Origin of the sequence: Chitinimonas arctica, from assembly GCF_007431345.1 — a bacterium.
Lineage (GTDB): Bacteria > Pseudomonadota > Gammaproteobacteria > Burkholderiales > Chitinimonadaceae > Chitinimonas > Chitinimonas arctica.
Genome location: NZ_CP041730.1, coordinates 3488948 through 3513658, shown reverse-complemented (window position 1 = coordinate 3513658; position 24711 = coordinate 3488948). Strand labels below are relative to the sequence as shown.

The 24711-nt window shown below is 59.8% G+C and carries 32 protein-coding genes; 26 read left to right on the top strand and 6 right to left on the bottom strand.

Features of this window, described 5'->3' with window-relative positions; all coding sequences use genetic code 11:
• Positions 1-50: 50 nt before the first annotated feature.
• On the bottom strand, positions 51-545 hold the full coding sequence (locus FNU76_RS15960; protein WP_144279113.1) for a M48 family metallopeptidase: 495 nt from the start codon (positions 543-545) through the stop codon (positions 51-53).
• Between the two features lie 122 nt (positions 546-667).
• Between FNU76_RS15960 and FNU76_RS15955 the strand changes: the two genes are divergently transcribed.
• From FNU76_RS15955 to FNU76_RS15940, 4 genes are all read left to right on the top strand, one after another.
• Entirely contained in the window at positions 668-1207 is a 540-nt protein-coding gene (locus FNU76_RS15955) for a DUF1993 family protein (RefSeq protein ID WP_179958143.1), read from the top strand.
• Between the two features lie 196 nt (positions 1208-1403).
• On the top strand, positions 1404-2126 hold the full coding sequence (locus tag FNU76_RS15950) for a hypothetical protein (RefSeq protein ID WP_144279111.1): 723 nt from the start codon (positions 1404-1406) through the stop codon (positions 2124-2126).
• Between the two features lie 169 nt (positions 2127-2295).
• The gene (locus FNU76_RS15945; protein WP_144279110.1) at positions 2296-2748 is read left to right on the top strand and encodes an Rrf2 family transcriptional regulator; all 453 of its coding nucleotides are present in this window, start codon (positions 2296-2298) and stop codon (positions 2746-2748) included.
• Between the two features lie 73 nt (positions 2749-2821).
• Positions 2822-3112 carry a globin domain-containing protein gene (locus FNU76_RS15940; RefSeq protein ID WP_308418561.1) on the top strand — a complete coding sequence of 97 codons (291 nt, stop codon included), beginning with the start codon at positions 2822-2824 and terminating at the stop codon, positions 3110-3112.
• 428 nt (positions 3113-3540) lie between these two features.
• Here the strand turns inward: FNU76_RS15940 and FNU76_RS15935 are convergent, their stop codons facing one another.
• Both FNU76_RS15935 and FNU76_RS15930 read right to left on the bottom strand, forming a co-directional pair.
• A complete protein-coding gene (locus tag FNU76_RS15935) occupies positions 3541-4581 on the bottom strand; it encodes a phage portal protein (RefSeq protein WP_144279109.1) in 1041 nt (346 codons plus the stop codon).
• The gene (locus tag FNU76_RS15930; protein ID WP_144279108.1) at positions 4581-6365 is read right to left on the bottom strand and encodes a terminase ATPase subunit family protein; all 1785 of its coding nucleotides are present in this window, start codon (positions 6363-6365) and stop codon (positions 4581-4583) included. Before FNU76_RS15930 ends, FNU76_RS15935 begins: the two co-directional genes overlap by 1 nt.
• Before the next feature lie 132 nt (positions 6366-6497).
• Here FNU76_RS15930 and FNU76_RS15925 point away from each other — a divergent pair, with 132 nt between their 5' ends.
• The 8 genes from FNU76_RS15925 (at position 6498) to FNU76_RS15890 (ending at position 11357) form a co-directional block, all read left to right on the top strand.
• Positions 6498-7304 (top strand): GPO family capsid scaffolding protein, encoded by an 807-nt coding sequence (locus FNU76_RS15925; protein WP_144279107.1) that lies wholly within the window; start codon positions 6498-6500, stop codon positions 7302-7304.
• A gap of 36 nt (positions 7305-7340) precedes the next feature.
• Entirely contained in the window at positions 7341-8369 is a 1029-nt protein-coding gene (locus FNU76_RS15920) for a phage major capsid protein, P2 family (protein ID WP_144279106.1), read from the top strand.
• Positions 8366-9064 carry a phage terminase small subunit gene (gene gpM, locus FNU76_RS15915; protein WP_144279105.1) on the top strand — a complete coding sequence of 233 codons (699 nt, stop codon included), beginning with the start codon at positions 8366-8368 and terminating at the stop codon, positions 9062-9064. Before FNU76_RS15920 ends, gpM begins: the two co-directional genes overlap by 4 nt.
• Before the next feature lie 104 nt (positions 9065-9168).
• Positions 9169-9642: a head completion/stabilization protein gene (locus FNU76_RS15910; RefSeq protein WP_144279104.1), complete on the top strand. Its 474-nt coding sequence runs from the start codon at positions 9169-9171 to the stop codon at positions 9640-9642.
• Positions 9642-9848, top strand: coding sequence for a tail protein X (locus tag FNU76_RS15905; protein WP_144279103.1), 207 nt, complete (start codon positions 9642-9644; stop codon positions 9846-9848). Before FNU76_RS15910 ends, FNU76_RS15905 begins: the two co-directional genes overlap by 1 nt.
• A gap of 2 nt (positions 9849-9850) precedes the next feature.
• Positions 9851-10240 (top strand): putative holin, encoded by a 390-nt coding sequence (locus FNU76_RS15900; RefSeq protein WP_144279102.1) that lies wholly within the window; start codon positions 9851-9853, stop codon positions 10238-10240.
• Positions 10237-10551, top strand: coding sequence for a phage holin family protein (locus tag FNU76_RS15895; RefSeq protein WP_144279101.1), 315 nt, complete (start codon positions 10237-10239; stop codon positions 10549-10551). Before FNU76_RS15900 ends, FNU76_RS15895 begins: the two co-directional genes overlap by 4 nt.
• The gene (locus FNU76_RS15890) at positions 10548-11357 is read left to right on the top strand and encodes an N-acetylmuramidase domain-containing protein (protein WP_144279100.1); all 810 of its coding nucleotides are present in this window, start codon (positions 10548-10550) and stop codon (positions 11355-11357) included. Before FNU76_RS15895 ends, FNU76_RS15890 begins: the two co-directional genes overlap by 4 nt.
• A 53-nt stretch (positions 11358-11410) precedes the next feature.
• Here FNU76_RS15890 and FNU76_RS25270 read toward each other — a convergent pair whose 3' ends face one another.
• Positions 11411-11542: a hypothetical protein gene (locus FNU76_RS25270; protein WP_373279701.1), complete on the bottom strand. Its 132-nt coding sequence runs from the start codon at positions 11540-11542 to the stop codon at positions 11411-11413.
• Between the two features lie 43 nt (positions 11543-11585).
• Here FNU76_RS25270 and lysC point away from each other — a divergent pair, with 43 nt between their 5' ends.
• From lysC to FNU76_RS15875, 3 genes are read left to right on the top strand one after another with little or no spacing between them, the layout of a single operon-like run.
• On the top strand, positions 11586-11909 hold the full coding sequence (gene lysC / locus FNU76_RS25265) for an Rz1-like lysis system protein LysC (protein WP_373279700.1): 324 nt from the start codon (positions 11586-11588) through the stop codon (positions 11907-11909).
• A complete protein-coding gene (locus FNU76_RS15880) occupies positions 11884-12360 on the top strand; it encodes a phage tail protein (protein ID WP_144279098.1) in 477 nt (158 codons plus the stop codon). The genes lysC and FNU76_RS15880 overlap by 26 nt, the downstream gene beginning before the upstream one ends.
• Positions 12357-12806 carry a phage virion morphogenesis protein gene (locus FNU76_RS15875; RefSeq protein WP_144279097.1) on the top strand — a complete coding sequence of 150 codons (450 nt, stop codon included), beginning with the start codon at positions 12357-12359 and terminating at the stop codon, positions 12804-12806. The genes FNU76_RS15880 and FNU76_RS15875 overlap by 4 nt, the downstream gene beginning before the upstream one ends.
• Here FNU76_RS15875 and FNU76_RS15870 read toward each other — a convergent pair.
• Positions 12773-13309, bottom strand: a complete 537-nt coding sequence (locus FNU76_RS15870) for a hypothetical protein (RefSeq protein ID WP_144279096.1) — start codon at positions 13307-13309, stop codon at positions 12773-12775. The genes FNU76_RS15875 and FNU76_RS15870 overlap by 34 nt on opposite strands.
• 205 nt (positions 13310-13514) lie before the next feature.
• On the opposite strand from FNU76_RS15870, the gene FNU76_RS15865 reads away from it, so the two are divergent.
• The 11 genes from FNU76_RS15865 (at position 13515) to FNU76_RS15815 (ending at position 23563) form a co-directional block, all read left to right on the top strand.
• Entirely contained in the window at positions 13515-14126 is a 612-nt protein-coding gene (locus FNU76_RS15865) for a phage baseplate assembly protein V (protein WP_179958140.1), read from the top strand.
• A gap of 7 nt (positions 14127-14133) precedes the next feature.
• The gene (locus FNU76_RS15860; protein WP_144280710.1) at positions 14134-14490 is read left to right on the top strand and encodes a GPW/gp25 family protein; all 357 of its coding nucleotides are present in this window, start codon (positions 14134-14136) and stop codon (positions 14488-14490) included.
• Positions 14487-15371 (top strand): baseplate assembly protein, encoded by an 885-nt coding sequence (locus FNU76_RS15855; protein ID WP_144279094.1) that lies wholly within the window; start codon positions 14487-14489, stop codon positions 15369-15371. Before FNU76_RS15860 ends, FNU76_RS15855 begins: the two co-directional genes overlap by 4 nt.
• The gene (locus FNU76_RS15850; RefSeq protein ID WP_223879049.1) at positions 15358-16023 is read left to right on the top strand and encodes a phage tail protein I; all 666 of its coding nucleotides are present in this window, start codon (positions 15358-15360) and stop codon (positions 16021-16023) included. Before FNU76_RS15855 ends, FNU76_RS15850 begins: the two co-directional genes overlap by 14 nt.
• Positions 16024-16026: 3 nt before the next feature.
• Positions 16027-17736, top strand: coding sequence for a hypothetical protein (locus tag FNU76_RS15845; RefSeq protein WP_144279092.1), 1710 nt, complete (start codon positions 16027-16029; stop codon positions 17734-17736).
• Positions 17737-17744: 8 nt separating this feature from the next.
• Positions 17745-18359, top strand: a complete 615-nt coding sequence (locus tag FNU76_RS15840) for a phage tail protein (protein WP_144279091.1) — start codon at positions 17745-17747, stop codon at positions 18357-18359.
• A gap of 54 nt (positions 18360-18413) precedes the next feature.
• Positions 18414-18734, top strand: coding sequence for a hypothetical protein (locus FNU76_RS15835; protein ID WP_144279090.1), 321 nt, complete (start codon positions 18414-18416; stop codon positions 18732-18734).
• Positions 18735-18737: 3 nt separating this feature from the next.
• Complete coding sequence (locus FNU76_RS15830) at positions 18738-19652, top strand: hypothetical protein (protein WP_144279089.1); 915 nt, start codon at positions 18738-18740, stop codon at positions 19650-19652.
• A gap of 2 nt (positions 19653-19654) precedes the next feature.
• Positions 19655-20197 (top strand): immunoglobulin domain-containing protein, encoded by a 543-nt coding sequence (locus tag FNU76_RS15825; RefSeq protein WP_144279088.1) that lies wholly within the window; start codon positions 19655-19657, stop codon positions 20195-20197.
• 388 nt (positions 20198-20585) lie between these two features.
• Positions 20586-21011 carry a hypothetical protein gene (locus FNU76_RS15820; protein WP_144279087.1) on the top strand — a complete coding sequence of 142 codons (426 nt, stop codon included), beginning with the start codon at positions 20586-20588 and terminating at the stop codon, positions 21009-21011.
• A gap of 122 nt (positions 21012-21133) precedes the next feature.
• Positions 21134-23563, top strand: coding sequence for a S8 family serine peptidase (locus tag FNU76_RS15815; protein ID WP_179958138.1), 2430 nt, complete (start codon positions 21134-21136; stop codon positions 23561-23563).
• Positions 23564-23723: 160 nt separating this feature from the next.
• Here FNU76_RS15815 and FNU76_RS15810 read toward each other — a convergent pair whose 3' ends face one another.
• A complete protein-coding gene (locus FNU76_RS15810; protein WP_144279085.1) occupies positions 23724-24665 on the bottom strand; it encodes a hypothetical protein in 942 nt (313 codons plus the stop codon).
• Positions 24666-24711 lie beyond the last annotated feature (46 nt).

Here is a 24711-nt window from a genome sequence, read left to right as displayed (position 1 = left end):
GCGGCGCGTAGGCGCTGGCCAAGTGATCCCCAGGCAATGATGCATCCGGACTACTGCATTTCCCGATGCGTGAGGTACAGGCGCAAATCGAACTCGTACTGGCCATAACCAGGCTGCATATGCTCGCACAGCTGGTAAAAGGCCTTGTTGTGCTCGCGCTCCTTCAGATGCGCCAACTCGTGCACCACGATCATCTGCAGGAACTCCGGCGGCGTGGCCTTGAACAAGGAAGCGATGCGGATCTCCTTCTTGGCCTTCAGCTTGCCGCCCTGAATGCGCGATATCGCGGTATGCAGGCCCAGGGCGTGATGCACCACATCCAGCTTGCCGTCGTACAACACCTTGTCGATGGGCGGCGCATTGCGCAGATAACTTTGTTTCAGTTCCGCGGTATAGGCATACAAGGCTTTGTCGGTCTGTATCGCATGCCGGTCGGGATACTTGCTGGCCAGATGCTGACCCAGCTTGCCCTCGGCGATCAATTGCCGGACCTTGTCCTGCAAGGTCGGCGAATAGGCACTCAGGTATTTTTTCAGTTGGGGCATAAATGGCCTGCTTGATGCGGTCGCGCCGTCGTGATGCCGAGGGTCCGACAGCGTACGGGAAACGGCCAACCCTAGCACGACGGCAGCCGATCCGACCAAAATCGACGCGCTTTTGTGACAATATGCCGCTCCATCCCTGCCATATCCTCGCCATGACACCCCATCTCTATACCGCTTCGATACCGGTCTTCCAGCGCTATCTACGCCAATTGCACGCCCTGATCGATATCGCCGAAGCCCTCCCCGCCGACCTCGGAATATTGCACGCGCGTATCGCACCGGACATGCTGCCCTTCACCGTGCAGATGGAGATTGCCGCCAATTTCGCCTTGCGGGCCTGCTATCCGCTGGCCAATCGGGCGGTGCCGCCCTATGGCGATTTCGAGCCGGGATTCGACGGCCTGCGGGCCCGTTTTAACCATGTAGCGAACTTGCTGGCGGAATTGCCGCCCAGCGACTTTTTCGGCGCGGAGCAGCGGCAGATTGAAGACCAGGCGGGCCAGGCGAAACTGAATCTGCCGGGCGAGATGTTTTTGTTTCAATACGCCCTACCCAACTTCTTTTTCCATGCCACCGCCGCCTATACGCTGCTGCGCCGGGCTGGCGCCGCCATTGGCAAGGGCGACTTCGACGGCTTCCACGTTTATGCCGCGGCAGCATGATGGGTTTCATTAAATTGCCGGGAATATTGGCGGTGATCCAGTCCGATTAATCCGTAGTTAGTAATACCAAGCAAAGCGCATATTGCCTGTGTTAAAAAGACGCGGAATTCCCAAATTGCACGCCCGTTAAATTAGAAAGCATTAAACCAATCACTTCTAATATAAGCGTCCAATAATTAACCTAGGAGCCACCCTTATGTCGCTACTTCGCCCTTTATTCAGTGTTTCTTCGACCATCGCCTTGTTGATGCTGGCCAGCCCAGCCCATGCCACGCCCGAAACCGGCTGGTGGTGGAACGCCGCGGAAGGTGGCCGGGGATTCACCATTGAAGTCCAGAACGGCATGATGTTCATGGCCGGCTATATGTATGACGAAACCGGCAAGCCGGTCTGGTATGCATCGGGCCCTACCGCCATGACCAACGATTCGACCTATAAGGGTGTGTGGCAGCAATACGGCGGCGGCCAGACCTTGAACGGCAACTACCAGTCGCCCACCCTCTGGAATGCCAATGTCGGCAATATCGTCGTCAACTTCACCAGCACCACCACCGGCACCCTGGTCCTGCCTACCGGCCGCAGCATCGCACTGACGCGCTTCAGTTTTGGCGGCAACGGCGTGCCGCCGGCCGGACAAGTGAAGGAAGAATGTACTTTTGATGATTTCACACTGGCCAAATACAACGCCATCGCCCAGGGCATGACCGTCGATCAGGTCAATCAGACCATAGGCTGCAAGCCACGTACCTCTTTGATCCAGCGGACGCCCTCGATGGTGCTGCAATCCTGGACCAGTGCACAACCACGCGCTGGTGCCTCCATCGGTGTCTATTTCGATCCCACCGGAACCGTTGTAACGGATGTCTATCACGGCGCAGCCGGCACCACACCCAATTTCAAGTATTCGCGCGGCTTTTGATTGGCGAGATATAACGCTTCCGTCACAAAAAGGACCTGCAGGGTCCTTTTTCTTTGGGCTGGCTTTGCGGTAGCTAGCGGGCCTGCACTGTTTGCGCCGCTTGTTAACTTGCATTTTAAATGCATGTTTAATACTATGTGCCTATCCCCTGTCCCGATCTGATCCCCCTATGCAGCTAACGCACTTCTCTGACTTTGGATTGCGCGTACTGATGTACCTGAGCCAGCACGAGCGCGCCGCGCCGATCACCATTGCCGAAATCGCGGGCCAATTCGACATTCCCCACAACCACCTGGTTAAGGTCGTCAATCGGCTGGGCAAGCTGGGCTGGATAAGCGCCTTGCGCGGCCGCAACGGCGGTCTGCGCCTGGCGGTGCCGGCCGACACGCTACGACTGGGCGTCGTCTTGCAAGGCCTGGAGAACACCACCGAGCTGATCAACTGCGATACCCCACCCTGCGCCCTGCGCGGCAGCTGTCTGCTGAAGGGGGCCTTGAATGCCGGCTTGCTCGCGTTCTACCGAACCATGGATGAATATACCCTGGCCGATGTCTGCGCCAACCGCACCGGCACCGCCATCATTGAATTGCAGCGGCGTTTCGTGTCGCCCTCACCCCAATAGCCGAAGCAGGGACGACCGCGGTCGTTCAATTGCACCCTAAATGTTGCATTTTATTTACCACAATGGAGTGTTTATGCTATCCCCCGCCTCCCGCCCCTATATCGCTGCCAGCGTGCCGGTCCTGCGCGAACATGGCCTCACCATCAGCCGCTTGTTCTACCAGCAGCTCTTCGAAGCCCATCCGGAACTGACCGAGCTGTTCAATATGGGTAACCAGGCCAATGGCGCGCAGCAACAGTCATTGGCTTCGGCGGTCTTTGCCTATGCCGCCAATATCGACAATGCCGCCGCCCTCGCGCCGGTACTCGAACGCATCGTGCAGAAGCATATGGCGGTCGGGATTGCCCCGGCATGTGTAATCTAACACTAACTTTTCCCCATGTGTTCGAGTTGTAAGAGTGCAGGCCCGAGCCCTAGCCGCGACCGCATTCGGTTCGACTTCATCGTCTACCCAGAATTCCAAAATCACGGTCAACCCTGCGCCCCGTACTTCGACGTCCCGCCGATCATGGGACACCATCCATTGCATGCACAAAGCGCATGAAATCGCATGACTACGGCCTCCTCCTCCTCTGCCTCTTCTACAGGTAGCAACAGGCTGGGAGGGACGCTTGCGGGTGCATAAATTGCGGCCCATGAAGCGGGCGGGCGTGGCGGGGATACGAGCGCGCGCGGAACGGGGCAATCGACCGGAATCGACAAAAAAACGGCCGTCCCGAAGGGCGGCCAGAGGAGGAGGAAGATTGCAGTATCCCCCACATGGGGGATAAATAATCTTTTGCCGATGAACGGTCATTTTGGCTTGCGGGGCTCCTCATCCGATAAGGCGTAGGGCGTGAACGCAATAACCGTCTCCCCCGCCCACGCATTCACCTCCTGCATGCGATCCTGCAAGGGCTGCAATTCATTGCGGGCGAACACCTCCGCCGCCTGGGCGGCATCGCCGAACCCACCCGTGTTGTGCGGGATGATGCCCATCATTTGCGGCGGTACGCGGTGGGCGGCCAACTGGTCGTCGCGGGTCACGTTCTTGATGCCTAAAAACTCATCCTTGGCCGCCACTTCCGACACCGGGATCACCTGTAGCCCGTCCTTCTTGCCGTTCGGCGCATACACCATCAAGTTGCGGAAATTGCCCGGCCCTTTGCTGTTCTTCAGGGCCGTGCGCAGGTTGTTAATATCGTCTTCCTTCTGCGCCGGATCGGTCATATACAAGATAAAACCGGCATGGCTGCCATTCAGGTAGTACTTGCGTCGAAATAGCGTGGCCGACTCGTTCAACCATACCGAATGATTCGCGCTCAGGTAGTCCGGCAAGCCGTAGATTTCCTGATTGATATCGGGCTCCAACAGGTGGAATACCTGGCCGGTTTCAAAGGCATGTTCCTGGCCGTGGGCCGGCACGAACCAATAGGTATCCATATCGACCCCGCGCCGGGTGAACTTTGCTAGGGCCGGCTGTAGCTTGACCAGCTTGCCGCGACTATTCCGTTTGGCTTCGAGGTAGGCATTGCCGAAGATCAAATAATCGAGCACAAAGCGAGTGAAGTCGGCTCGGCTCAATAGCGGGTGCGGCCGGTAACAGCTGATCAGCAGATTGCGCTTAATCTGCATGGCGCTGCTGTGATGCACGGCCGCCCGGTAGGTTCGGGCCAGGCCGTCCCAACTGATGGGCGGTTCGTACCATTTGTCCATGTAAGCGGGACATTCCAAGTAGTCGAATAACTCGCGCTTATCCAGCATGGGGACGGCATCCCCAAAGGTGAAGACTTCAAAGCCGGCCGGGATTGCGGCGTCGGCGGTCGTATCGGCGGCGTATTGCATAGCCTGCATCAGGCGATCTCCATAAAACTGCGATTGGTGGCGGTTCCGCCTTCGAGGGGTTCAGCGGCCAGGGCGTGCATGCATGCCCAAGCGAGGTCGGCATGGCTGACTTCCTCCGAGCGGCTGGCTTCAAACGTGGCCTGTCGGCCGCTGGGGGTAACGGTCTTGCGGATCGCCATAAAGGCGGCGGCCAGGTCGGTCCAGCCGGCATCGAATTCAAGCCGGCCGTGGCTGATGACATCCAGGGCTTTCAGGACAAGGCGGGTTTTGACGTCCACCGAGTAATTGAAGGCGACGGCGGCCGGGTAGAACTGCTTGACCAGCTGATAGACGCCCTGGCCGACCCCGGTCGTATCGATACCGATATGGGTCACGTGATAGCACTCGGTAATGCGCTTGATCTTGTCGGCCTGTTCGGCGAAGTCCAGGCCCTTGAACTGGTGCTTTTCCAGTACCCGGAACTTGCCACCCGCAACCAAGGGCGGCGCCAACACCACCAGGCCGGCGCTGTCGCCCGTGTGGGCCGGGTCATAACCCACCCACACCTCGCGGTAACCGAACGGCCGAATGGCGAACGGTTTGAAATCGGCCCATTCGACCCAGCTATCGACCATGCAACGTTGCAGCATCGCCAGCGGAAAGATGCTCTGTCCGTCGTCGATAAACTGGCACATGAACAGCTGGGCAAACTCTTCGCCCGAGTTTTCCAATTGAAGCTGGTCAAGGTCGAACAGGTTGCAGCCACCGGCCGCCGCATCCTTGACCGTGACGATTTGCCGCCATTGCCCATCCTCACAGCGGCGCCCAGCCGCCAGGGCCGCATGGCTGGTATCAAGGTCGATATGCTCGGCGCGAGGCCTGCCCTTGTTGAACAGCTTGCCGGACCAAAACGGATAGGCCTCATGGCTCAGGCTGGACGGCGTTGAAAAGTAGGTCAGCCGCCACTTGGCGTGCGAGGCCATCCCGGCCGCCACTTTGCGCAGCTGTTGGAACTTGGGAATCCAAAAGTACTCATCCAGGTACAAATTGCCGTGGTAGCTCTGCGCCGTGCGGAAGTTGGTACCGAGAAAGATCAATTCCGCACCACTCGGCAACTTGATCGGGTCGCCACGCAACTCCACCCCGGCCGTCTTGGCGAAGTCGAGAATGTACGATTTGAACTGGTGCGCCTGGGCCTTGCTGGCCGAGAGGAAGATCTGATTGCGACCGGTCGTCAGCGCATCAATCAGTGCCTCGCGCGCGAAATAGAAGGTCGCGCCGATCTGGCGAGACTTCAGCAAATTGCGCACGCGCTGGACCAGGCCGGCCCGGTACCAGTGCCGTTGATACTCGAACAGCGAAGCCATAAACGACTCGGTCAGCTGGGCTTGCTGCTCGTCGCTGATAGCGTTCTTTTCCGGGGGCTTGCGCGGGCCGCTATTGCGGTTGGCGATCTTAGGATTGAGGTCGGTTTCATTGCCGCCACTGCGGTAGCGCTGAACCCGTGCCAGCCGTTCGACCTGACGGCCGAGCAAATCGATTTCCTTGAAATCGCGGCCGTCCTTGTCTTCTTTCGCCAGCAGGAACTGAATGCGCGCTTCGAGCGACATTTCCACCCGGTCTATCGGGTCGGTCGCGTCCCATTGGTCGCGCCGTTTCCAGCTGTGCAGGGTCGTAACTTTGATACCGAGCTGTTCGGCAATGCGGCTGATGCGCATGCCCTTCCAGTACAGGGCGCGCGCTTGCCGGCGCGGATCGAGATCGCTTTCGATGGTGGCAGCATGTGGCTGGGGGCGGGTTGGTGTGGATGGCATGCCGTCATGCTGCCGCCCTCCGCACGCGAAGCCACGCGGGGCGGATTGTCGCGGCGCTCGGCACAACCGGCCCGCGTTGCCGGCTCAAGGAGTGGCCGCGAAGATGGCTGCATTCCTCAAACGGAGCCAGCCATGAACCAAAAAACCAAACTTTTCCGCATCGCCACCGAGGGCAAGTCTATCGACGGCCGGGTCATTCCCCGCGAATGGATTACCCAAATGGCCGCCACTTTCGATCCCAAGACCTACGGCGCACGCATCTGGCTGGAACATATCCGGGGCACCTTGCCCGAGAGCCCCTACAAAGCCTACGGCGACGTGCTGGCACTGGAGGCACGCGATATCGGCGGCGGCAAGCAAGGCCTATATGCCCAACTGGATGCCACCCCCGAGCTAGTGGCGATGAACAAGGCCAGCCAGAAGGTTTATACGTCCATCGAAGTTGAGCCGGATTTCGCCGGTACCGGCCAAGCCTATCTCGTCGGCCTGGGCGTGACTGACAGCCCGGCCAGCCTAGGCACCGAACGGCTGGCTTTCTCGGCTACCCATCTCAGCCGCCAGTTGTCCGAAACCACCCTGTTTAGCCCCGCCATCGCAGCCGATTTCGCGCTGGCCGACGAGGACAGCCCCAGCCTGTTTAGCGCCGCCCTGGACAAGCTCAACAAGCTGCTGAGCAGCAAGCAAGGCAAGACCGACAAGCAATTCGGGGATGTGGCGCAGGTACTGGAATCGGTGGCCGAAGGCATGGGCGATCTGAATGAACAGCTGGGCGACGTGGCGTCCCTCAAGGACAGCGTAAGCCGCTTGGAAACTGAGCTGGGCGAAGCCCGTGAAGAGTTCCGCAAACATAAAGCCGAACTAGACCGCCAGCCGGTCGGCAAACCCCGCCCGGTCGCCGTCGGGGGCAATACCGGCCAATTCACCGTCACCGACTGCTAAGCCCTAGCACCTCCCTACATTCCACCCGGAGACACCATGCGTAATGAAACCCGCGTCCTGTTCGACGCCTATCTCGATGCCGTCGCGCAACTGAACGGCGTCAGCAGCGCCACCCGTAAATTCGCGGTCGCACCGTCGGTCCAGCAAAAACTGGAAAGCAAAATGCAGGAATCCAGCGAGTTCCTGGGCCGTATCAATATCGTCGGCGTGCGCGAGTTGGAAGAGGAAAAGCTCGGCCTGGGCATCAGCGGCCCGATTGCCAGCCGTACCGATACCAGCAATAAGGATCGCCAAACCACCGACGCCAGCACCCTGGATGCACAGCGCTACCGCTGCGAAAAGACCAATAGCGACACCCACCTGCGCTACGGCAAGCTGGACCAGTGGGCCAAGTTTCCCGACTTCCAAACCAGGCTGCGCGACGCCATCGTGCGCCGCCAGGCGCTGGACCGGATCACCATCGGCTTTAACGGCGTGCGGGTGGCGGTCGATACCGACCGGGTCGCCAATCCCTTGCTTCAGGACGTGAACAAGGGCTGGCTGCAACAGTTCCGCGAGTTCGCCAACGGCTCGCACGCCCTGACCGAAGTCAAAGCCGGTACCAAGGCCATCAAGATCGGCGACGCGGTCGTGCAGGCCGATGGCTACAAGAATCTCGACGCCCTGGTGTTCGATCTGGTGTCGAACCTGATCGACCCATGGCACCAAGAGAACCCCGACCTACTGGTGATTTGCGGCCGCAACTTGCTGCATGACAAGTATTTCCCACTGGTGAACAGCAAGCAGCCGCCGACCGAACAGGCCGCCGCCGATTTAATCATTAGCCAGAAACGCATCGGCAATCTGCCGGCCGTGCGAGTGCCTTACTTTCCGCCAAATGCCTTGCTGGTGACCACTTACGAAAACCTGTCCATCTACTGGCAGGAAGGCAGCCGCCGCCGCACCGTGGTGGACAACGCCAAGCGCGACCAAGTGGAAAACTACGAATCCAGCAATGACGCCTACGTGGTGGAAGATTTCGGCGCGGGCGCCTTCGCCGAAAACATCCAGCTGGTGGCCGCATGACGACTAGCCCCGCCCGCGCCCATGCCCTGAGGATGGCGGCGCAAGCCTTGGCCGCGCCCGACGCGACCATGGCGAACGCCACAGGCTACGAACTCATGCTGGCGAAGTTGCACGAAGATCGCCGCCGCCTGAAGCAGATAGAAAGCCTGGCCCGAAAAATCGAGGTCAAGCGCAACCTGCTGCCCGAATACATCCCCTGGGTGGAAGGCGCTTTGCAGGGTAACGGCGCACAGGACGTTGTTTTGATGACGGTCATGGTCTGGCGTATCGATGCCGGCGACTGGCGCGGCGCGCTGCAAATCGCTGAGTACGCCTTGCGCTATCAGCTGCTGCTACCCGACCAGTTCGGCCGCAATCTGCCTTGCCTGCTGGCGGAGGAATTCGCCGACCAAGCGCTGCGCGGCGAGCCGGTCCCGCATGAAATCCTGATCGAAGCCGACCAGCTACTCATCGACCACGATATGCCGGACGAGGTCCGCGCCAAGCTGGCGAAAGCCATTGCCTACGCGCTGCTGGTCGAAGTGCCGAAGTCGGCCAGCGAGCTGGTGCCCATGTTGCGGGCGACCGCCCTGGAGCAGCTGCAAAGGGCGCTCAAGCTGCACGACAAGTGCGGTGTCAAAAAGGACATCGACAAGCTCGAACGCGAGCTAAGGAACTCAGCGCCGACCGGGGCAACGCCCCCGGACGGCAGCTAAACCGGGCGTACCCCGCAACCTAGGCGGCACGGGGCAAGGCCAGGGCTTGCCCATCAGCCGACACCCCGTCCACCGCCTACCCTCTTCCCCTGTTCGGAGTGCCTATGTCTTCCAGTTTCATCGCCATCGCGCCGGCCACCGAGTCGGGCGCGGATAGCGTGCGCAATGCCGCTTTCTTTCCAGCTGTCAGCCTGGCCGCCATCCGCGCCAGCCAGCGCCTGGATGGGACCGTCACGACCGAACGCTTGCGCGCTGCCACGGTGGAAGCCATGGCGAGCGTAAATGCCGAACTGGCGGTGTGGGCCGACGCCCACAAGGGGCTCGGCCGCTTGAATCTGGCCGAGGTACCGGCCGAGCTGATCGACGTGCAAAGCATCCACTTGCAGCGCTACCAGCGCGCCGTCGCCTGCCTGGCCCATGCCAATCTGGTCGAGCGCTACCGCAACTACGACAGCAGCGGCAAAGGCGACCGCGATGCGGACGAACTGGAGCCCACCGCCGACGCCCTGCGCCGCGACGCCCGCTGGGCCATCCGGGATCTGTTGGGGCTCAGTCGTAGCACGGTGGAATTGATCTGATGCGGGTGCATGCCCAGCAGGGCGACACGGTGGATGCGCTCTGTCATCGCTACTACGGTCGCACCGCTGGCGTGGTGGAGGCCGTCCTCAATCACAACCGCGGAGTGGCCGATTTCGGGCCGACCCTGCCGCACGGTACCGCCGTCGAACTGCCCGAACTGACCGCGCCGCCCCCTTCCACACCCTTAATTCAACTTTGGGATTAACCATGGCCGAACCCGTCACCGCCGCCACCAGTAGTTACGCCGGCACCAGTCTGTTTGCCGTCAGCCTGATAAGTCTGTTTCCAGGGCTACAGGCGGAAATCGTCCTGGGCGCCTTTGCCGGCGCGATCGTGTTTGTACTCAGTTCGACCGAGCTGAAGCTTGCCCGCAAGCTGGGCTTCTTCCTCGTCGCCTTCTGCGCCGGCTGCATCGGTGCGCGGATGGCGACCAGTCTGATTGCCTTCGCCCTGCCGGCCAGCATCACCGCCAGCCCTGGTGTCGGTGCGCTGCTGCTGTCCGCCGTGGCGGTCAAGCTGCTGCTGTGGCTGATCGGCCAGGCCGATAAGCCGCTGGCCCTGCTGTCCGCCATCCAAAAGCGCGGGGCAGAAAAATGAATCGCCTGGTCCTGCTGAATGCGCTGGTCTGCGCGCTGATGGCCTGCCGTTTGCTCGTCTTCCAACGCGGGTCCGCCACCCACCACCCCCGCGCCGCCTGGCTGGCCTACGTCCTCGCCGTCGCGGCCGCTTCGGTACCCATTCGCTTGCTTTGTGGACAACCGGTACCGGTCGATGGCGCGAGCTTGGCGCTACACACGGTGCTGGCCGCCGCCCTATTCGCCACGCGTGGCAATCTCGCCCAGCTGTTCCGCACCGATGCGGCACGCCCCGAACATCCCCTATCCCGTTTGCTGAGGAAGACACCATGAAAACCACAACCCTAACCCACGGCGACACCGGCCTGGATGTGGTGGAGCTGCAAGAACTACTGAACCGCGCCGGCATCCCGGTTGCCACCGATGGCTGGTTCGGCGAACGAACCGCCGAAGCGGTGCGCCAGGCGCAACGCCGCTTCGGCCTGGTCGTCGATGGCCTGGCCGGCCGCAAAACCTTGACCGCCCTGCGTACCGGCATCGACGACCCACGCCACCTGCGTGAGGCCGATTTGATCGCCGCCGCCGAACGGCTCGGTGTGTCGCTAGCCAGCATCAAGGCGGTCAACCAAGTCGAAAGCAACGGGACCGGCTTTCTACCCGATGGCCGGCCGGTCTTGCTGCTGGAACGGCACGTCCTCTACCGTCAGTTAAAAGCGGCCGGCCACGATGCCGATGCCCTGGCGCTGCGCTATCCGCAATTGGTCGGCACCCAGCGTGGCGGCTATGCCGGCGGCACCACCGAGTGGCACCGTTACCAGAATGCCCGCCATATCGATGCGGCCTGCGCCATTGAGGCGTGTAGCTGGGGGCTATTCCAGATTATGGGCTTTCATTGGCAGGGGCTGGGCTATGCCTCCGCGCAAGCTTTCGCCGATGCCATGATGACCAGCGAAGCCCAGCAGTTGGCCGCCTTCGTCGGTTTTATCGAAGCGGAGCCGGCTTTGCACAAGGCGCTAAAAGCCAAGAAATGGGCCGAGTTCGCCCGACTCTACAACGGCCCCAGCTACCGGGATAACGATTACGACGTGAAGTTGGCGCGGGCCTTCGAGCGCTTCGACACGGCAGCGGTGCCGGCATGATCCGGCTACTGTCGTTCGCCTTGGCCGCCAGCGTCCTGGGCAACCTGGGCCAGCTATGGCACACCCAAGTGCAGGCCGGCCAGGCGCAAATCGAAGCGACGGCCCTGGAGCAAGCCGCGACCGATGCCGCCCTGGCGCAGCGCACCGCCCAATTGCAAAACCTGGCCGAACTGAAGCGCCGCCACGAAGCCCTGCAGGCAGAAACCCGCGACACCGTCGCCACCCTACATGCGCGTCTCCAACAACGGCAGCGCGCCTATCAAAGACTCGAAGATGAAAACCAATCCTTACGCGCTTGGGGCGATGCTCGTTTGCCTGCTGAGCTTGCCCGGCTGCGCCAGCGCCCCGCCTTCGCCCAAGCTGGCGCTTACCGTGACTGGCTGTCCGACCCTGAGCGCTTGCCGGCTACCGGCCAGCCAGCCGCAAACGAATCGGGATCTGTTGCGGGAAGTTGAAGCACTCGAACAAGCCTGGGCCGAGTGCGCCGCCCAAGTCGATTTAACCCTTGCTTGCCAAGCCGATGCCCATGCGCAAACCACAGCTACTCCGTGACCATCTCGCCCGCTTCGTCCCCAGCCTAGCCGCCGACCCCGACAAGCTGTTGGTGTTCGTGGAAGGCGGCAAGATACGGGCGACCGGCGCCCGCTCGCTGTCCTTCGAGTATCAATATCGCCTGCGATTGGTGTTGCTGGATTTCGCCGGCAATGCCGATATGGTCATCGTGCCGATATTGGCCTGGCTCAAGGACAACCAACCGGACCACTTGTTGAACTACGACAAGCAGGCCGATGGCTTCCAGTTCGAGGCCGAGCTACTGAACCACGATAGCAGCGACCTGGCCATTACCCTGGCGCTGACCGAGCGGGTGCTGGTGAGCGAGCAGCCTGGCGGGCTGGCGGTGCAGCCAGTCGGCGAGCCGCTCTTGAATCCGCATGGCGACGTGATGCATTGGGAACTGTTTATCCAGGGCGCCAAGGTGGGCGAATGGGATGCGCAACCGTGAACGATCTACATGCCCTAACCGAGTGGTGCGACGCCTTGCTGGCGAAGCTAGAGCCCGCCCAGCACCGACAACTGGCGCGCCAGCTCGCCCTGGAACTGCGCCGTGCCAATGCCCAGCGTATCGCGCAGCAAGTCACGCCGGACGGCGAGTCGTTTACCCCGCGCAAGGCCAGCAATAGCCGCGACCAGCGCGGTAAGTTACGGCGGCCGATGTTCGCCAAGTTGCGGACGGCGCGCTTTCTGAAGGCGCAGGCAACGGCGGATGCGGCTACTGTTGGGTTCGCTGGGCGAGTGGGGCGGATCGCTCGCGTTCATCAATTAGGTTTACGGGATCAGGTACAACCGAGCGGGATAGAACACCTATATCCGACACGGCCAATTATTGGAATTTCAAATAGCGACTTTGAGAGGATTCATTGCATCATATCGTCTTGGGCTTGGCCCTGAGAATTGCTAATCCCAAGTTCTCGTGCTGCTTCCAATCTCACCGCCTTAAAAATTTCTAGCGCATCCGTTTCGCATTCTTTCCATGCCTCCGCCGTAAAAGCCGAAGTGTCCGTAATTTTAGAAAATTTATCCGTTAGCTTGGCAAGAGCCTGCATGGACTCTTTAGTTAAAAACACACCAGCCACGCCAGTAATTTCTCCTATTGCAGTCGCTGCATCAGCCATCTTTTTCAATGGCTCGCCAAGGTGTTTGGCCTGTTCATCATTCATTCCGTAGGCACTAATTCTTCTTTCAATATTTCTTGCCCCTCCTACAAAACGACCAAGATTGTTCAAAACAATGGAGTAATAACGCTCTTTCAATTGCCAGCGCTGTTGTTCAACCCAGCTATTCCGACTTACATCCGCTTTAATTTCCTCAGTCGCTCTCATTAACTCCTTTTGCTCGTCCAGCAGCTTCTTAAAATCTTCATGTGTTGCCGCATTCTCTGCGATTTTTTTCAAATACCACCCAGAAAATGCGAGCAATCCACAGAGAACAACAAAGCCTACGGACTCCAACGGATTTGAACTGAGCCCGTGTGCAATTTCGGAGATGACGTTCCCCATCTTCAGCCCTTTTCAATATGTGAGTAGTGCTCGAATGTATAGACGACTGGCACATCGCGCGGAAGATGATTTAAAAATCCGGCTGCGCGATCCTGCATGCATGGATACCGCCCCCGACCTCAACCGCCGTTTAGAAAGCCTGATCCGTTTCGGCACCATCGCAGAAATCGATCACGACCGCGCCCTCTGCCGTGTGCAAACCGGCAAGCTGCTGACCGACTGGCTACCGTGGCTTACTCCACGTGCCGGCCAAACCCGCCAATGGCATCCGCCCACCAAGGGCGAGCAAGTGATGTTGCTTTCGCCGAGTGGCGATCCGGCTACCGGGGCCGTGCTGCCTGGCTTGTTTTCCGATACGCACAAAGCCCCCAGCAAACAACCCTCGCTACACGTCACCGCCTACCCGGACGGCGCGCGCATCAGCTACGACCACACCCTGGGCGTGCTGGCCGCGACGGGTATTCAATCCGCCCTGATCGAAGCCAGCGGCACCATTACCCTGGATGCGCCGAACACCATCATTAAAGGCAACCTGCTGGTAGAGCAATCGCTGACCTACCTGGGCGGCATGGCTGGCTACGGTACCGCGACGGATGCCGGCGGCGCGGTCGCGCGCATTCATGGCGATATCGCTATCGAAGGCAATCTGTCCGCCACCGGTACCGTGATGGATGGCGGCGGCAACTCCAATCACCACTCGCACCATGACTGAGGCCGGCATGCACGGGATGAACGCGCGGACCGGCGCGCCCTTGGGCGACCTGGCCCATATCGAGCAATCGGTAGCCGATATCCTGCTGACGCCCATCGGCAGCCGGGTGATGCGGCGCGACTATGGTTCGCTGTTGCCCGAGTTGATCGACTACCCGGCCACACCGTCCTATCAGCAGAAATTGATTGCCGCGACCGCCATGGCGATCTTGCGCTGGGAACCGCGCATTCGTCCGTCGCGCGTCATCGTGCATACGGGCGGCCTGGATGGCCGAACCAGCATTGAGCTGCAAGCCACCCGGCAAGACGGCGTATTTCGCGGCCAGGCCGTGGCCCTGTCGGTTTCGTTGCGGGGTGGCGCATGATCGACTTTGCCCGCCTGCCACCGCCCAAGGTTGTCGAAACCCTGGACTTTGAAGCGATCTATGCCGCCAAGCTGGCGCGCTTCCAGCAGCTCTATCCCGCCTTTTCCGCCGCGCTGGAATCGGAGCCCGTGGTGAAGCTGCTAGAGCTGGCCGCTTACGACGAAATGACCCTGCGCGCCCGGATCAACGATGCCGCCCGCGCCGTGCTGTTGCCCTATGCCCTGGAGAGTGATTTGGAGCAGCTGGCCGCGCTCCTGGGCGTGTCGCGGCTCTTGCTCGATGCCGGCAACCCGCAGGCCGAGCCGCCACTCCTGCCAAGCTACGAAGACGACGAGCGCCTACGCCTACGCGCGCAAATGGCGCTGGAAGGCGAGACGGTGGCCGGCTCGCGCGACAGCTATATGTTTCATGCCCTGACGGCCGACGCCCATGTGGCCGACGTGGCGGTGGATAGTCCCGCACCCGGAATCGTCCGCGTCACGGTGCTATCGGTCGAAGGCGATGGCACACCCAGCGCCGCGCTACTGGCGACCGTCTCGGCCTACCTGTCCGCCGACGAACGCCGACCGCTCAGCGATACCGTGCAAGTCCGGCCCGCCACCCTGAAGCCCTTCAATGTGCGCGCTGTCTTACATCGCCGCCCCGGTCCCGATGGCGACCCCGCCGAAGCCGCCGCCCGCGCGGCACTGCAAACCTATCTGAGCGACTGCCGCAAGATCGGCCGCGACATCCCGCGCTCGGGCCTGTTCGCTGCCTTGCATGCGCCGGGCGTGACGCGGGTCGATCTGGTCGAACCGGCCGGCGATCTGCTGATGGCGACAGCGGAAGTGGCGTCGTGTGTGGCTATCACGCTGGAGGTCGTCAACAGTGACGAACGCTAGATTGCTGCCACCCAATGCGACCGCGCTGGAACGGGCCGTGGCGGACAGCACCGCTACGCCGCTTGATCCGTCCGTACTGCGCACCTTGTGGTCGGCCGACCATTGCCCGGCCCCGCTGCTGCCCTACCTGGCCTGGGCCATGTCGGTGGACGGCTGGGAATTCGCCCAAACCGATGCTCAGCGCCGGCAATTGGTCCGCGAATCCCTGGCGCTGCATCGCCGCAAGGGCACGCCCTGGGCGGTTAAGCGCGCCCTGGACATCATTGGCTTCGATAACGCACGGCTAGACGAACACCCGGCCGCCGCGCATTGGGCCGAGTTCGACTTGGCCGTCGTGGTTGAGGACCGCCCGCTTGATGACGCCGCCGTGGCCGATGCCCTGCGCATGGTGGCCCTGTTCAAAGCCGAGCGCTCCCACCTGCGCCGCTTCCAGGCAATCCAACGGGTACGCGGCCCGCTCTATGTCGCCGCCGCCAGCTGCCTGGGCGAGACGATACGGGTGATGCCCTACCAGCCGCGCGACCTGCAACTGCCTCGCCTGCCGTTCACCGTCGGCGCAGCCATTACCCTGGTGGAAGTGGTGCATATCCGGCCGCGCACGCGCAGTTACGACGGTACCGCCCACTACAACGGCACGCACGCATTCGGGTAATTCATGGCAAACCTCAGCGAAGACAACCAATTCCCCGCGACGGTCTATCAAATCGAGCCGTCCGATTTAGTCCTGGGCGGCCCGGCCGGCGTAGTCAACCTGCAAGCCGGCCAACTGACGCGCCGCACGCGCTGGCTGTACAACTGGATAGCCGACAACGTGGTCGCCTCCGCCCTGGCCGGCAAGCTGCTGCGGCTGGACAACCTGGGCAGGCTGCCGGCCGATATCACCGGCAATGCCGCCACAGCCGACCGCTGGCAAACCCTGCGCAAGCTGTCCCTGTCTGGCGATGCCATGGGCAGCGCCCTGCTCGATGGCGGCAGCGACCCGACCTTGGTGTTGCAGCTAGCCGCCACCACGGTCGCAGCCGGCAACTACGGCGCGGCCGATAAAACCCTGTCGCTGTCGGTCAATGCACAAGGCCGGCTCACCGCTGCCTCGCATCAGGCTATCCAGTTGGCCCTGGCCCAAGTCTCCGGCCTGGTGGCCGCCCTCAATGGCAAGCAGGCCAGTCTAGGCTTTACCCCGGAAAGCACCGCCAACAAGGGCGCGGCCAATGGCTACGCCGGGCTCGGTGCAGACGGCAAGATTCCGGCCGGACAACTACCTGCCCTGGCGATTACCGATACCTTTGTCGTCGCCAGCGAGGCCGCTTTGCTGGCGCTGATGGCCGAGCCGGGCGACGTGGCGATTCGGACCGACTTGCGGCGCAGCTTCATCCTGCGCGCGGCCCCGGCCGGTACCCTGGCGAATTGGCAGGAGCTGCTGACGCCTGACAATCAAGTCGCCAGCATCAACGGCCAGACAGGCGCGGTCGTGCTGTCGGCCGCCAGTGTCGGCGCGGCAGCGGTCGCGCATAGCCATGCCTTGCCCATTGGCGACGGCGGCATTCAACGGTTGAGCCTGAATAGCGGCCAGCAACTGAACTTCGCGGCCGGTAGCAATGTGGCGCTGGCCTTCAATGATGCGACCAAGACCGTCACCATCAGCACGTCCGGACAAATCAGCGGCAACGTCGAAAGCGCCGGCCGCTGGCAGTTCGCGCGCGCCTTGTCCCTGACCGGCGATATCACGGGCTCGATTGCCCTGGATGGCAGCGCCGATACCTATCTGGCCGCCACCCTGGCGAATACGGGCGTGGTCGCGGGGAGCTACGGCAGCGCGACGCATATCCCGGTCCTGACTTTCGACACCAAGGGCCGCGTCACCGCCGCCAGCCTGCAACCCATCGCGCCAGGCTGGGACGCCATCACCAGCAAGCCGACAACCCTAGCCGGCTACGGCATCACCGATGCCGCCAGTCTGGCCGGCAATACCTTCACCGCCCCGCAAACCATCGCCGGCTCGCTGCCGGCCGGGACCGCCCTGGCGACCATTGGCAGCACCGGGCAAGGCCTGATGCTGCGCGCATCCGGCAATGGCGGGACCGCCAGCGCGGCGGTGCTGACCTTTCTGCGACCGGGCAGCTATGGGGCTTACTTCGGGCTCGACGTGGATAACAAGTGGAAGGTCGGCGGCTGGTCGGCCGGCGCGGTGGCTTACGAGCTTTGGCACGCCGGCAACTCCACCCGTTTCACCGGCTCCTTGCCCTGGGCCAGCCTGACCGGCACGCCGACTACCTTGGCCGCTGCCGGTATCACCGATGCCGCCCCCCTCTCGCATAGCCATGCCGGCCTGTCGCCGGCACGGGTGCTCTTCTTCGCCAATTTCTAGGAACCACCATGGCCGAGCTACAGACCTGGTACACCCTGCCGACCGAAATCGGCCTTGCCCGCATCGCCAATGCCATCGCCCTGGGCCAAACCATCGACCTTAGCCATATGGCGGTCGGCGACGGCAACGGCGCAGCCACCACGCCCAAGGAAAAGCAAACCAGCCTTGTGCGCGAGGTGTGGCGCGGGCCGCTGAATCTGGTGACGGTCGATCCGCAAAACCCCGGCTGGATCACCGCCAACGTGGTGATACCCATCACGGACGGCGGTTTCACCATCCGTGAGCTGGGCCTATACGACAGCGCCGGCAACTTGATTGCGGTCGGCAATTGCGCCGAGCGCTACAAGCCCACCCTACCGCAGGGCATGGGCGTCGATACCGTGATGGAAATGGTTGTCGCCTTCGGCAATGCCGCCGTGGTCAATCTGACTATCGACCCGACCAAGACGCTCGCCAGCCGGCAATGGGTGTTGCAGCTGATAAGCCTGCAAGCCCAGCTGCCACCGGGTGGCTTGCCCGGCCAAGTGCTGGTCAAGAAAAGCCTGGCGACCGGGGATGCCGAGTGGCGCGACGCCCGCACCCTGTTTAGCCGGGCCGAGCGGCTATTCCATTCGCAAATCTAGTCCGGGGCGCTTCGCCCGTTCGCTTTCAACTTCCTTTTCCTACTGGAGAATCCTATGCCGACATTCGGCAAGACCTGCATTGCGCAGGCCGATACCTGGGTACCGCTTTACACCGCTGGTGCAGGCAAGGCCCCGACTTTTAACTTGAACATGGTCAATTGCAGCGCCGGCGTGGTGACCGTCGGCTTTGCTATCGGTACGGCGGGCGTCACCAATGGCGACCGCCTGGAATTCAATACCCCGCTCGATCCGGCTGGGCAAATCTCCAATGTGCTGGAACGCACCGGCATCCAAATGTCGGCCGGGGAATCCATCTATGTGCGGGCCAGCGCGGCCAATGTGGTGGACGCGCGCGCTTACGGCTACGAGGACTGAGCCATGGGTAGACGCATCCTTTCCAGTACCTCCGGCAACCTGGCGGCGCGCTCGATCTTTCCGTGGCCGGCTGCGGTGGCCCGGCCTGCTGCCTTTGGCGATAACGGCAATGCCTCAGCCGGCTACCTGCCCATATCCTGGCTGGCCGATGGCTCGGCCCTACAATGCCCATCGCTCACCGGCTTTGCGCTAATCAATGCGGCGGGCGTGCCGATCTGGACCAAGCTGCTGGCCGACTTCCCCAATGCGACCGTACTGGTACGCGAGTCCATCTATCTGGATGCCGTGGATCAAGCGGCGTGGTTCCTGTCTTACAACGGCAATACCACGCCGGCCACGATGTATCTAAACAAGCTGCTTATCGCGACCGGCGCGCTGACCGTGGTGGGTAGCTTTTCGGCGCAAGCGAACAACGCTTTGGCGAGTAGTCAGCACCTGCTGACCCGCACGGTAGAGGGTGTCGGCAATCTGCAATTGTTCAGCACGTCCACGGTCAACGGCGGGGTGTGCAAGTCCGTCCTGAACTACACGACCGGGGCCATGGTTTCCGGCCCGACCGCCATCGTGGCAAGCAATGGCGTCGCGCTGGCCTTCACCGGTAGTGGCATGGCCTACGTCAGCGCGGATGAGTCCTTGATTGTGGCAGCCGGGGCCGGCGTGCTGATGGGCTCCACCGCGACCGACAAGGTGATGCTCCAGCTGTCCAAGAACGGCCGCCAGGCGACCATCCAAACCAGCCAGGACGGTTTCCCGCTGAGCATGATGACCAATGCGACGACGGCCCTGCTGCGCCATATCGGCGGCGGTCGCTTCACCACCTTTCATCCTATCGGCGGCCAGCGTTTGACGGGCGGTGTCTACACCCGCGCCGCGCTCGATGCCTGGCTATCTCAAGTCGCTACCTTGGCGGGACTGTGAAAATGAATAAAAGAGTACATTTCCCTATCGAAACCGACCCGTCGTCCGGATTAATTGCATACCCCGACGAAATACAGCAGTTCGCGAATGCGGACCTTGCCACCCTGCCGGGCCACCTGATCGTAGACTATGCCGGCGCGCTGGATTTGCCTGCCTACATCGCGCCTACGCCGGCCAGTCTGCCGCTACTGGTGATAACCAAGGTCACCAGCGACCAGCCCGATAAAACGCTGGTGAACTTGGACCGGCACGAAATCACCTGCCCGCAAGGGACGACCCTGACCTTGACCGCAGAGCTACGCGGCGACGACGGCCAGGTGTTGCCCTACGCCGATAGCTTCCGCTTGCCGATCCGCCAGCGCGGAGGCCGGGATGGTCTATTGATCGGGCGGGCGGTGAACGGCAAGGTGACCGTGGTCGCCCCATTCACCGCGCCAGGCGATGACGGGGCGTGGCAGTGCGATGCGGCGGGGATCAATGCCGGCTTGCCGGACGATGCCCAACTAAGGTTCGCGGGCCTGACCGTGAATGTCTATCGCGGCTGATTTTAGGCGCCGGGTGCGAACTCCACCGCCCGTGTCTGTCCAAGCGGAGAGAGGTAAACCCGCGCGCCCACTTCCCTCCGTGCGCTTCACGCGGGCGCCTCTCCGCTCTCCTTGTTCGACCAGAACGAGAATCCGCCGGCTGTTGCTTCCTCTGCTTCTCAGCCGAAAGGATCGCCATCCAACCCTCGCCCGCAAGCTCCTAGCGGGCTTTTTTCGTCCACGTTGCAGGCAACGCAGGACGCAACAGCTGAATCGAGCCAAGGAAAACCCCACTTGCGAACGCCATTTGACCAACTATGCAAAATAGTGGGTTCGCATTAGTATGCCCGGCCAAAACTCCTTCCCGCTCAAGGGAAGGCACAACAACGTATCAACAGGAGTTGGAATTATGAAAGCGAATAGCAATTGGCTTGCCATCATATTAGCGTTAAGCCTGAGTGCTTGTGCAGTGCAAGCGACTGAAGCCGTCCAGACAAGCAACCCAGAGACGCAGAACAATGAAGAAAAAGACCCCGGAACCGATGAAATAGCCATCTACTTCAAAAAATCAGGCACTTCAGACAAAAAAGATCCAGCCTTAACTAAAGGCCCCATGCTGCAATCCATCGCTGCGCGTCATGGGTTAATTATCACATTCTCGCATATTGCTACCCACGGACAGCAAATGTGGAAGCTAGATAGAAAAATCCCCCACCCCGAAGCCGAAAAGCTTTCTAAAGAAATAAAGGCAAGCAGCAGGCTAATCGAGCATGCGGAGCCTAACTATCATTTGCTTCGTTTAGATCCGCTCAAGTCCGTAAACATACCAAATTAGGTTTTTCATACCCCCGCACTCCAATCCACGCAGAAAGATGGGCAGTACATTTTTCCGTGAAAAATTAGGTGCCAATTATTCATTAGCGCACAACACTCACAGGAGCAGGAATGAATCACCGAATGCCACGTATTCTTTTTTATAAAAAAAGCAGCGCTACCGTATTGCTGGCAATTGCCATGCAAACCGCAGTCGGCAATCCGTCCACACCGGCCGATTCCACCTATGCAGGCACAACTGATGAGATTATTGTAAGGTACCGCACTGCAAGTGACATGAATGCATTATTGGGCAATATAAACAAAAAAAACATTACGTCCATTCAATCTGCCGCGATTCGACATGGCCGAAAAGTCGAATTACTGGAAACAAATAATTCCGGCAGAATAATTTGGAAATTAGATCGATTTGTTTTCAATGCAGATGCGGAGATTCTTGCGGCAGAAATCGCAAAAAATGATAGGCGCATTTTATCGGCTGAGCCTAATTATCGGATGCTTGCACCTCAGGCCATAACACCAAACGATCAATATTGGCCCTCCCAATGGAATATGCAAAATTCACTCGTTGGAATTAACGCGCCTGCTGCATGGGAGCTATCCACTGGCGCGGGCATAGTTGTCGCAATACCGGATACGGGCTATCGCCCTCATTCAGACTTCGTCGCAAACATAATCACCGGGATGGATTTTTTACATTACGACACCGAAGGGCGTGATGGCCAAATAGGCTGGCCTAATATAAAGCTCAGCACTGGATACGTTGTCTGGCAAGACCGTGATCGCGATGCGACCGATATGGGTGATTATTTTTTGCAAAGGAATTCTTCGTGGCATGGCACGCGTATAGCAGGAATTATTGGCTCACAAGCCAATAATGGAAATGGAATCGCCGGCGGAGCGTATGACGCAAAGATATTACCTTTGCGAATATCTGGACTCGACAACGCTAGTGATAAACACTTGGAAGACGCCATTACTTGGGCCGTCGGAGGGAACGTAAGCAGCGGCAAATGGATTGCTGGCTATGCGACTAACTACATTTTGGAAAAGAACAGAACTCCTGCCAGAGTAATCAATATTTCCCTGCGCAGGTCAGGCACCTGCTCTGTCGGGGTCCAAAAGGCTATTACAGAAGCAAGAAACGCGGGTGCAGTCGTGGTCGTTTCTGCGGGAAACGATAACCAGGATGCTAGCGGCTTCTCTCCAGCCAATTGCTCCGGCGTTATCACAGTCGCTGCGCTTGACTCATTGGGCGCCCGCGCTTCATACTCAAATTACGGCTCAATTGTTGATATCGCGGCCCCCGGCGGAACTATAACAAACAATAATGTGCGCGATGCAATCGTTACACCCTTTAATGATGGATCAACAACGCCCGGAAATGACAACTATAATTATGCCCAAGGGACATCTTTAGCCGCACCACACGTTGCAGCGGTAGCAGCGCTTATGTTATCCGCCAATCCAAGCTTAAGTCCTGATCAAGTCGAAGCTATACTAAAGGCAACCTCACATCGTTTCGTTGGCAGCTGCGCGGGTTGTGGTGCCGGAATGCTAGATGCGTATTCGGCTGTTTTGGCGGCGAAGGGCATGTTCATTCGTCCGTTTACCGCGACCTCTACAGGCTCCAATCTAGACACCTCCCGGCCGTCACTTAACGTTACAATTAATGTTGAACAATCCGACATTGGCAAGACGGGAAATTTATACGTACAAGCGGTAACAAAAAATGGCAGCAGTTATTTTTTAATGCCGAACGGATGGGTGGCGAGCGAGATCAGCTCTCCGTTGCCCTATCGCATCACAACGTTAGGCACGACTGACATTCCGGCACTTACCGGCGGTCAACTACCCTTTCAAATTCCGGGCTTAAAAATCTATGCGGGCTACGGATTAAACGAATATGACTTCTTGGCTAATAGAAGACATGGCCTCTTATATTCCTTTGCCGAGACTTCACCGACAACCTGCAGTCTAACTGTCGCACCGTCCGTCATTGCAAAAGGTGCTGAATACAGTTACACGGTCGCCGGCACTAACCTGCCTAATAATGCACAAGCATTTTGGTACGGCACAAAGAATGGCATTGCAGACGCAAACGGCGATGCGCAAGGAAATATACAGGCCTTCCCGACTGCTTATCGATTTTCTAATCAGTCAGGTCAAAATGGAAAATACGTCCGTTACCTGCAAATTCGCAATTCGATTGGCGAGCCTGTTTGCACCACAAATGCTGTCTCAACAGAAATGTTGGCTGCTCCTACTTGCACCTTGAGTTCCTCTCCTGCAGTTGTGCCAGCAGGCAGGCCATATTCCTATGCAATTAATGGCGCGAACCTACCGCCAAATTCAGAAGCGTATGTGTTTGGTACGAAGAACGGCATACCCGACGTTTCTGGCGCGTTTTTTGCCACATTGGTGGCGTTGCCGGCTGATTACGCTTATACCAATCAACCAGGCTGGGCTGGCACCTACCATCGATATATGGAAATTCGGCAAGGTGGGGTGACAATCTGTAAGACCAATACTGTCAGTAATACATTGCAGTAAATTCGCAGTGTCGTGCGGGCACGCAAACTCGACCCTTCATTAAGCCAAACAATTGTCCCCGCTTAGGCGGGGATAATTGTTTGTAAAACCGGCACATCCGCCACCGCGTGGCATGTCTACGGGCAAACGGCAATTGCAGCCCGCTGAATGGCGGGCTGGTTTATTTCTTCGGAACAAAGGCGCTGAAATTCTTTTCGCGCAGGGCTTTCACAATCTTATCCGTGTACTGGATAAGCTTTTCTTGGCCGCCTGCGATATTGTTTTCGGCAATCATCGCCTTCAATAGGCCTTCGCGCGTGTCCGCGCAGATACCGCCGAATGCGCAATTCTGGAGTAGCGTTGGGTCGTCTTCTGCGGTGCAGGCGAGGCCCATGCGACAGGCGGCCAGGGTCGTCGCCATTTCCAGTAATTCGCGGTCAGTGTTGGTCAACCAGGCCCCATCGAAATACCGGCTGGGCTCACCGTTCTTGTCGTTGCCCAGCGGCGCGGCAGCCAGCAACAGCGACTCGATCAAATACGGATCGCTCGCAGAACCCAGCAGCTTTATCGCCGATGGGGCATCGGCCCTTGCAGAAAAATAAGGGTCGGCGCTGGTCTTTTTGATATTGGAATAGAAATCGGCTAGCAAAGGGTCTTTGCTGATATCCGCCATGAATCCATCACACCGCTGATAGATTTTGCCTTCGGCGGCTTGCCGCTTAGCGCGAGTCGTCGGGTCGTCCTGGCTTTCCGCTGGCGGGCGGTTTGCCAAGGAACCGAGGTTGTTGCTACAGCTTCGGGCCAGGCTGTAGGCGTAGAACAGGCCGCCCTGTTCCGGGAAGAGTTTGGCCTGGTTGGCGAAGGCATAAAGGTTCTTGGCACTCGCATACGCGCTCGCCAAAGACTGACGGGCGGCCGGCTCGGTCGCTTGCGCCGGGGCCTGAAACTGGGCAGCGCTATACACAGTCGCCGGCTCGGTATCCGCGTTGCGGGCTGCCGCATGGCTGGTGGGCGCGCTGTCAACTTCTGCAGGCCTTGCTTGCCCTTGCGTAAAGGCAAAGGCCGCCACAATGAGGGCGCCGACGCCTGCTGCGTAATAGTAAACGGTGGGTTTCTTTAACATCGCATCATCACTTGTAAATTCATTAAAACGTTCGACTTGCCCCGCG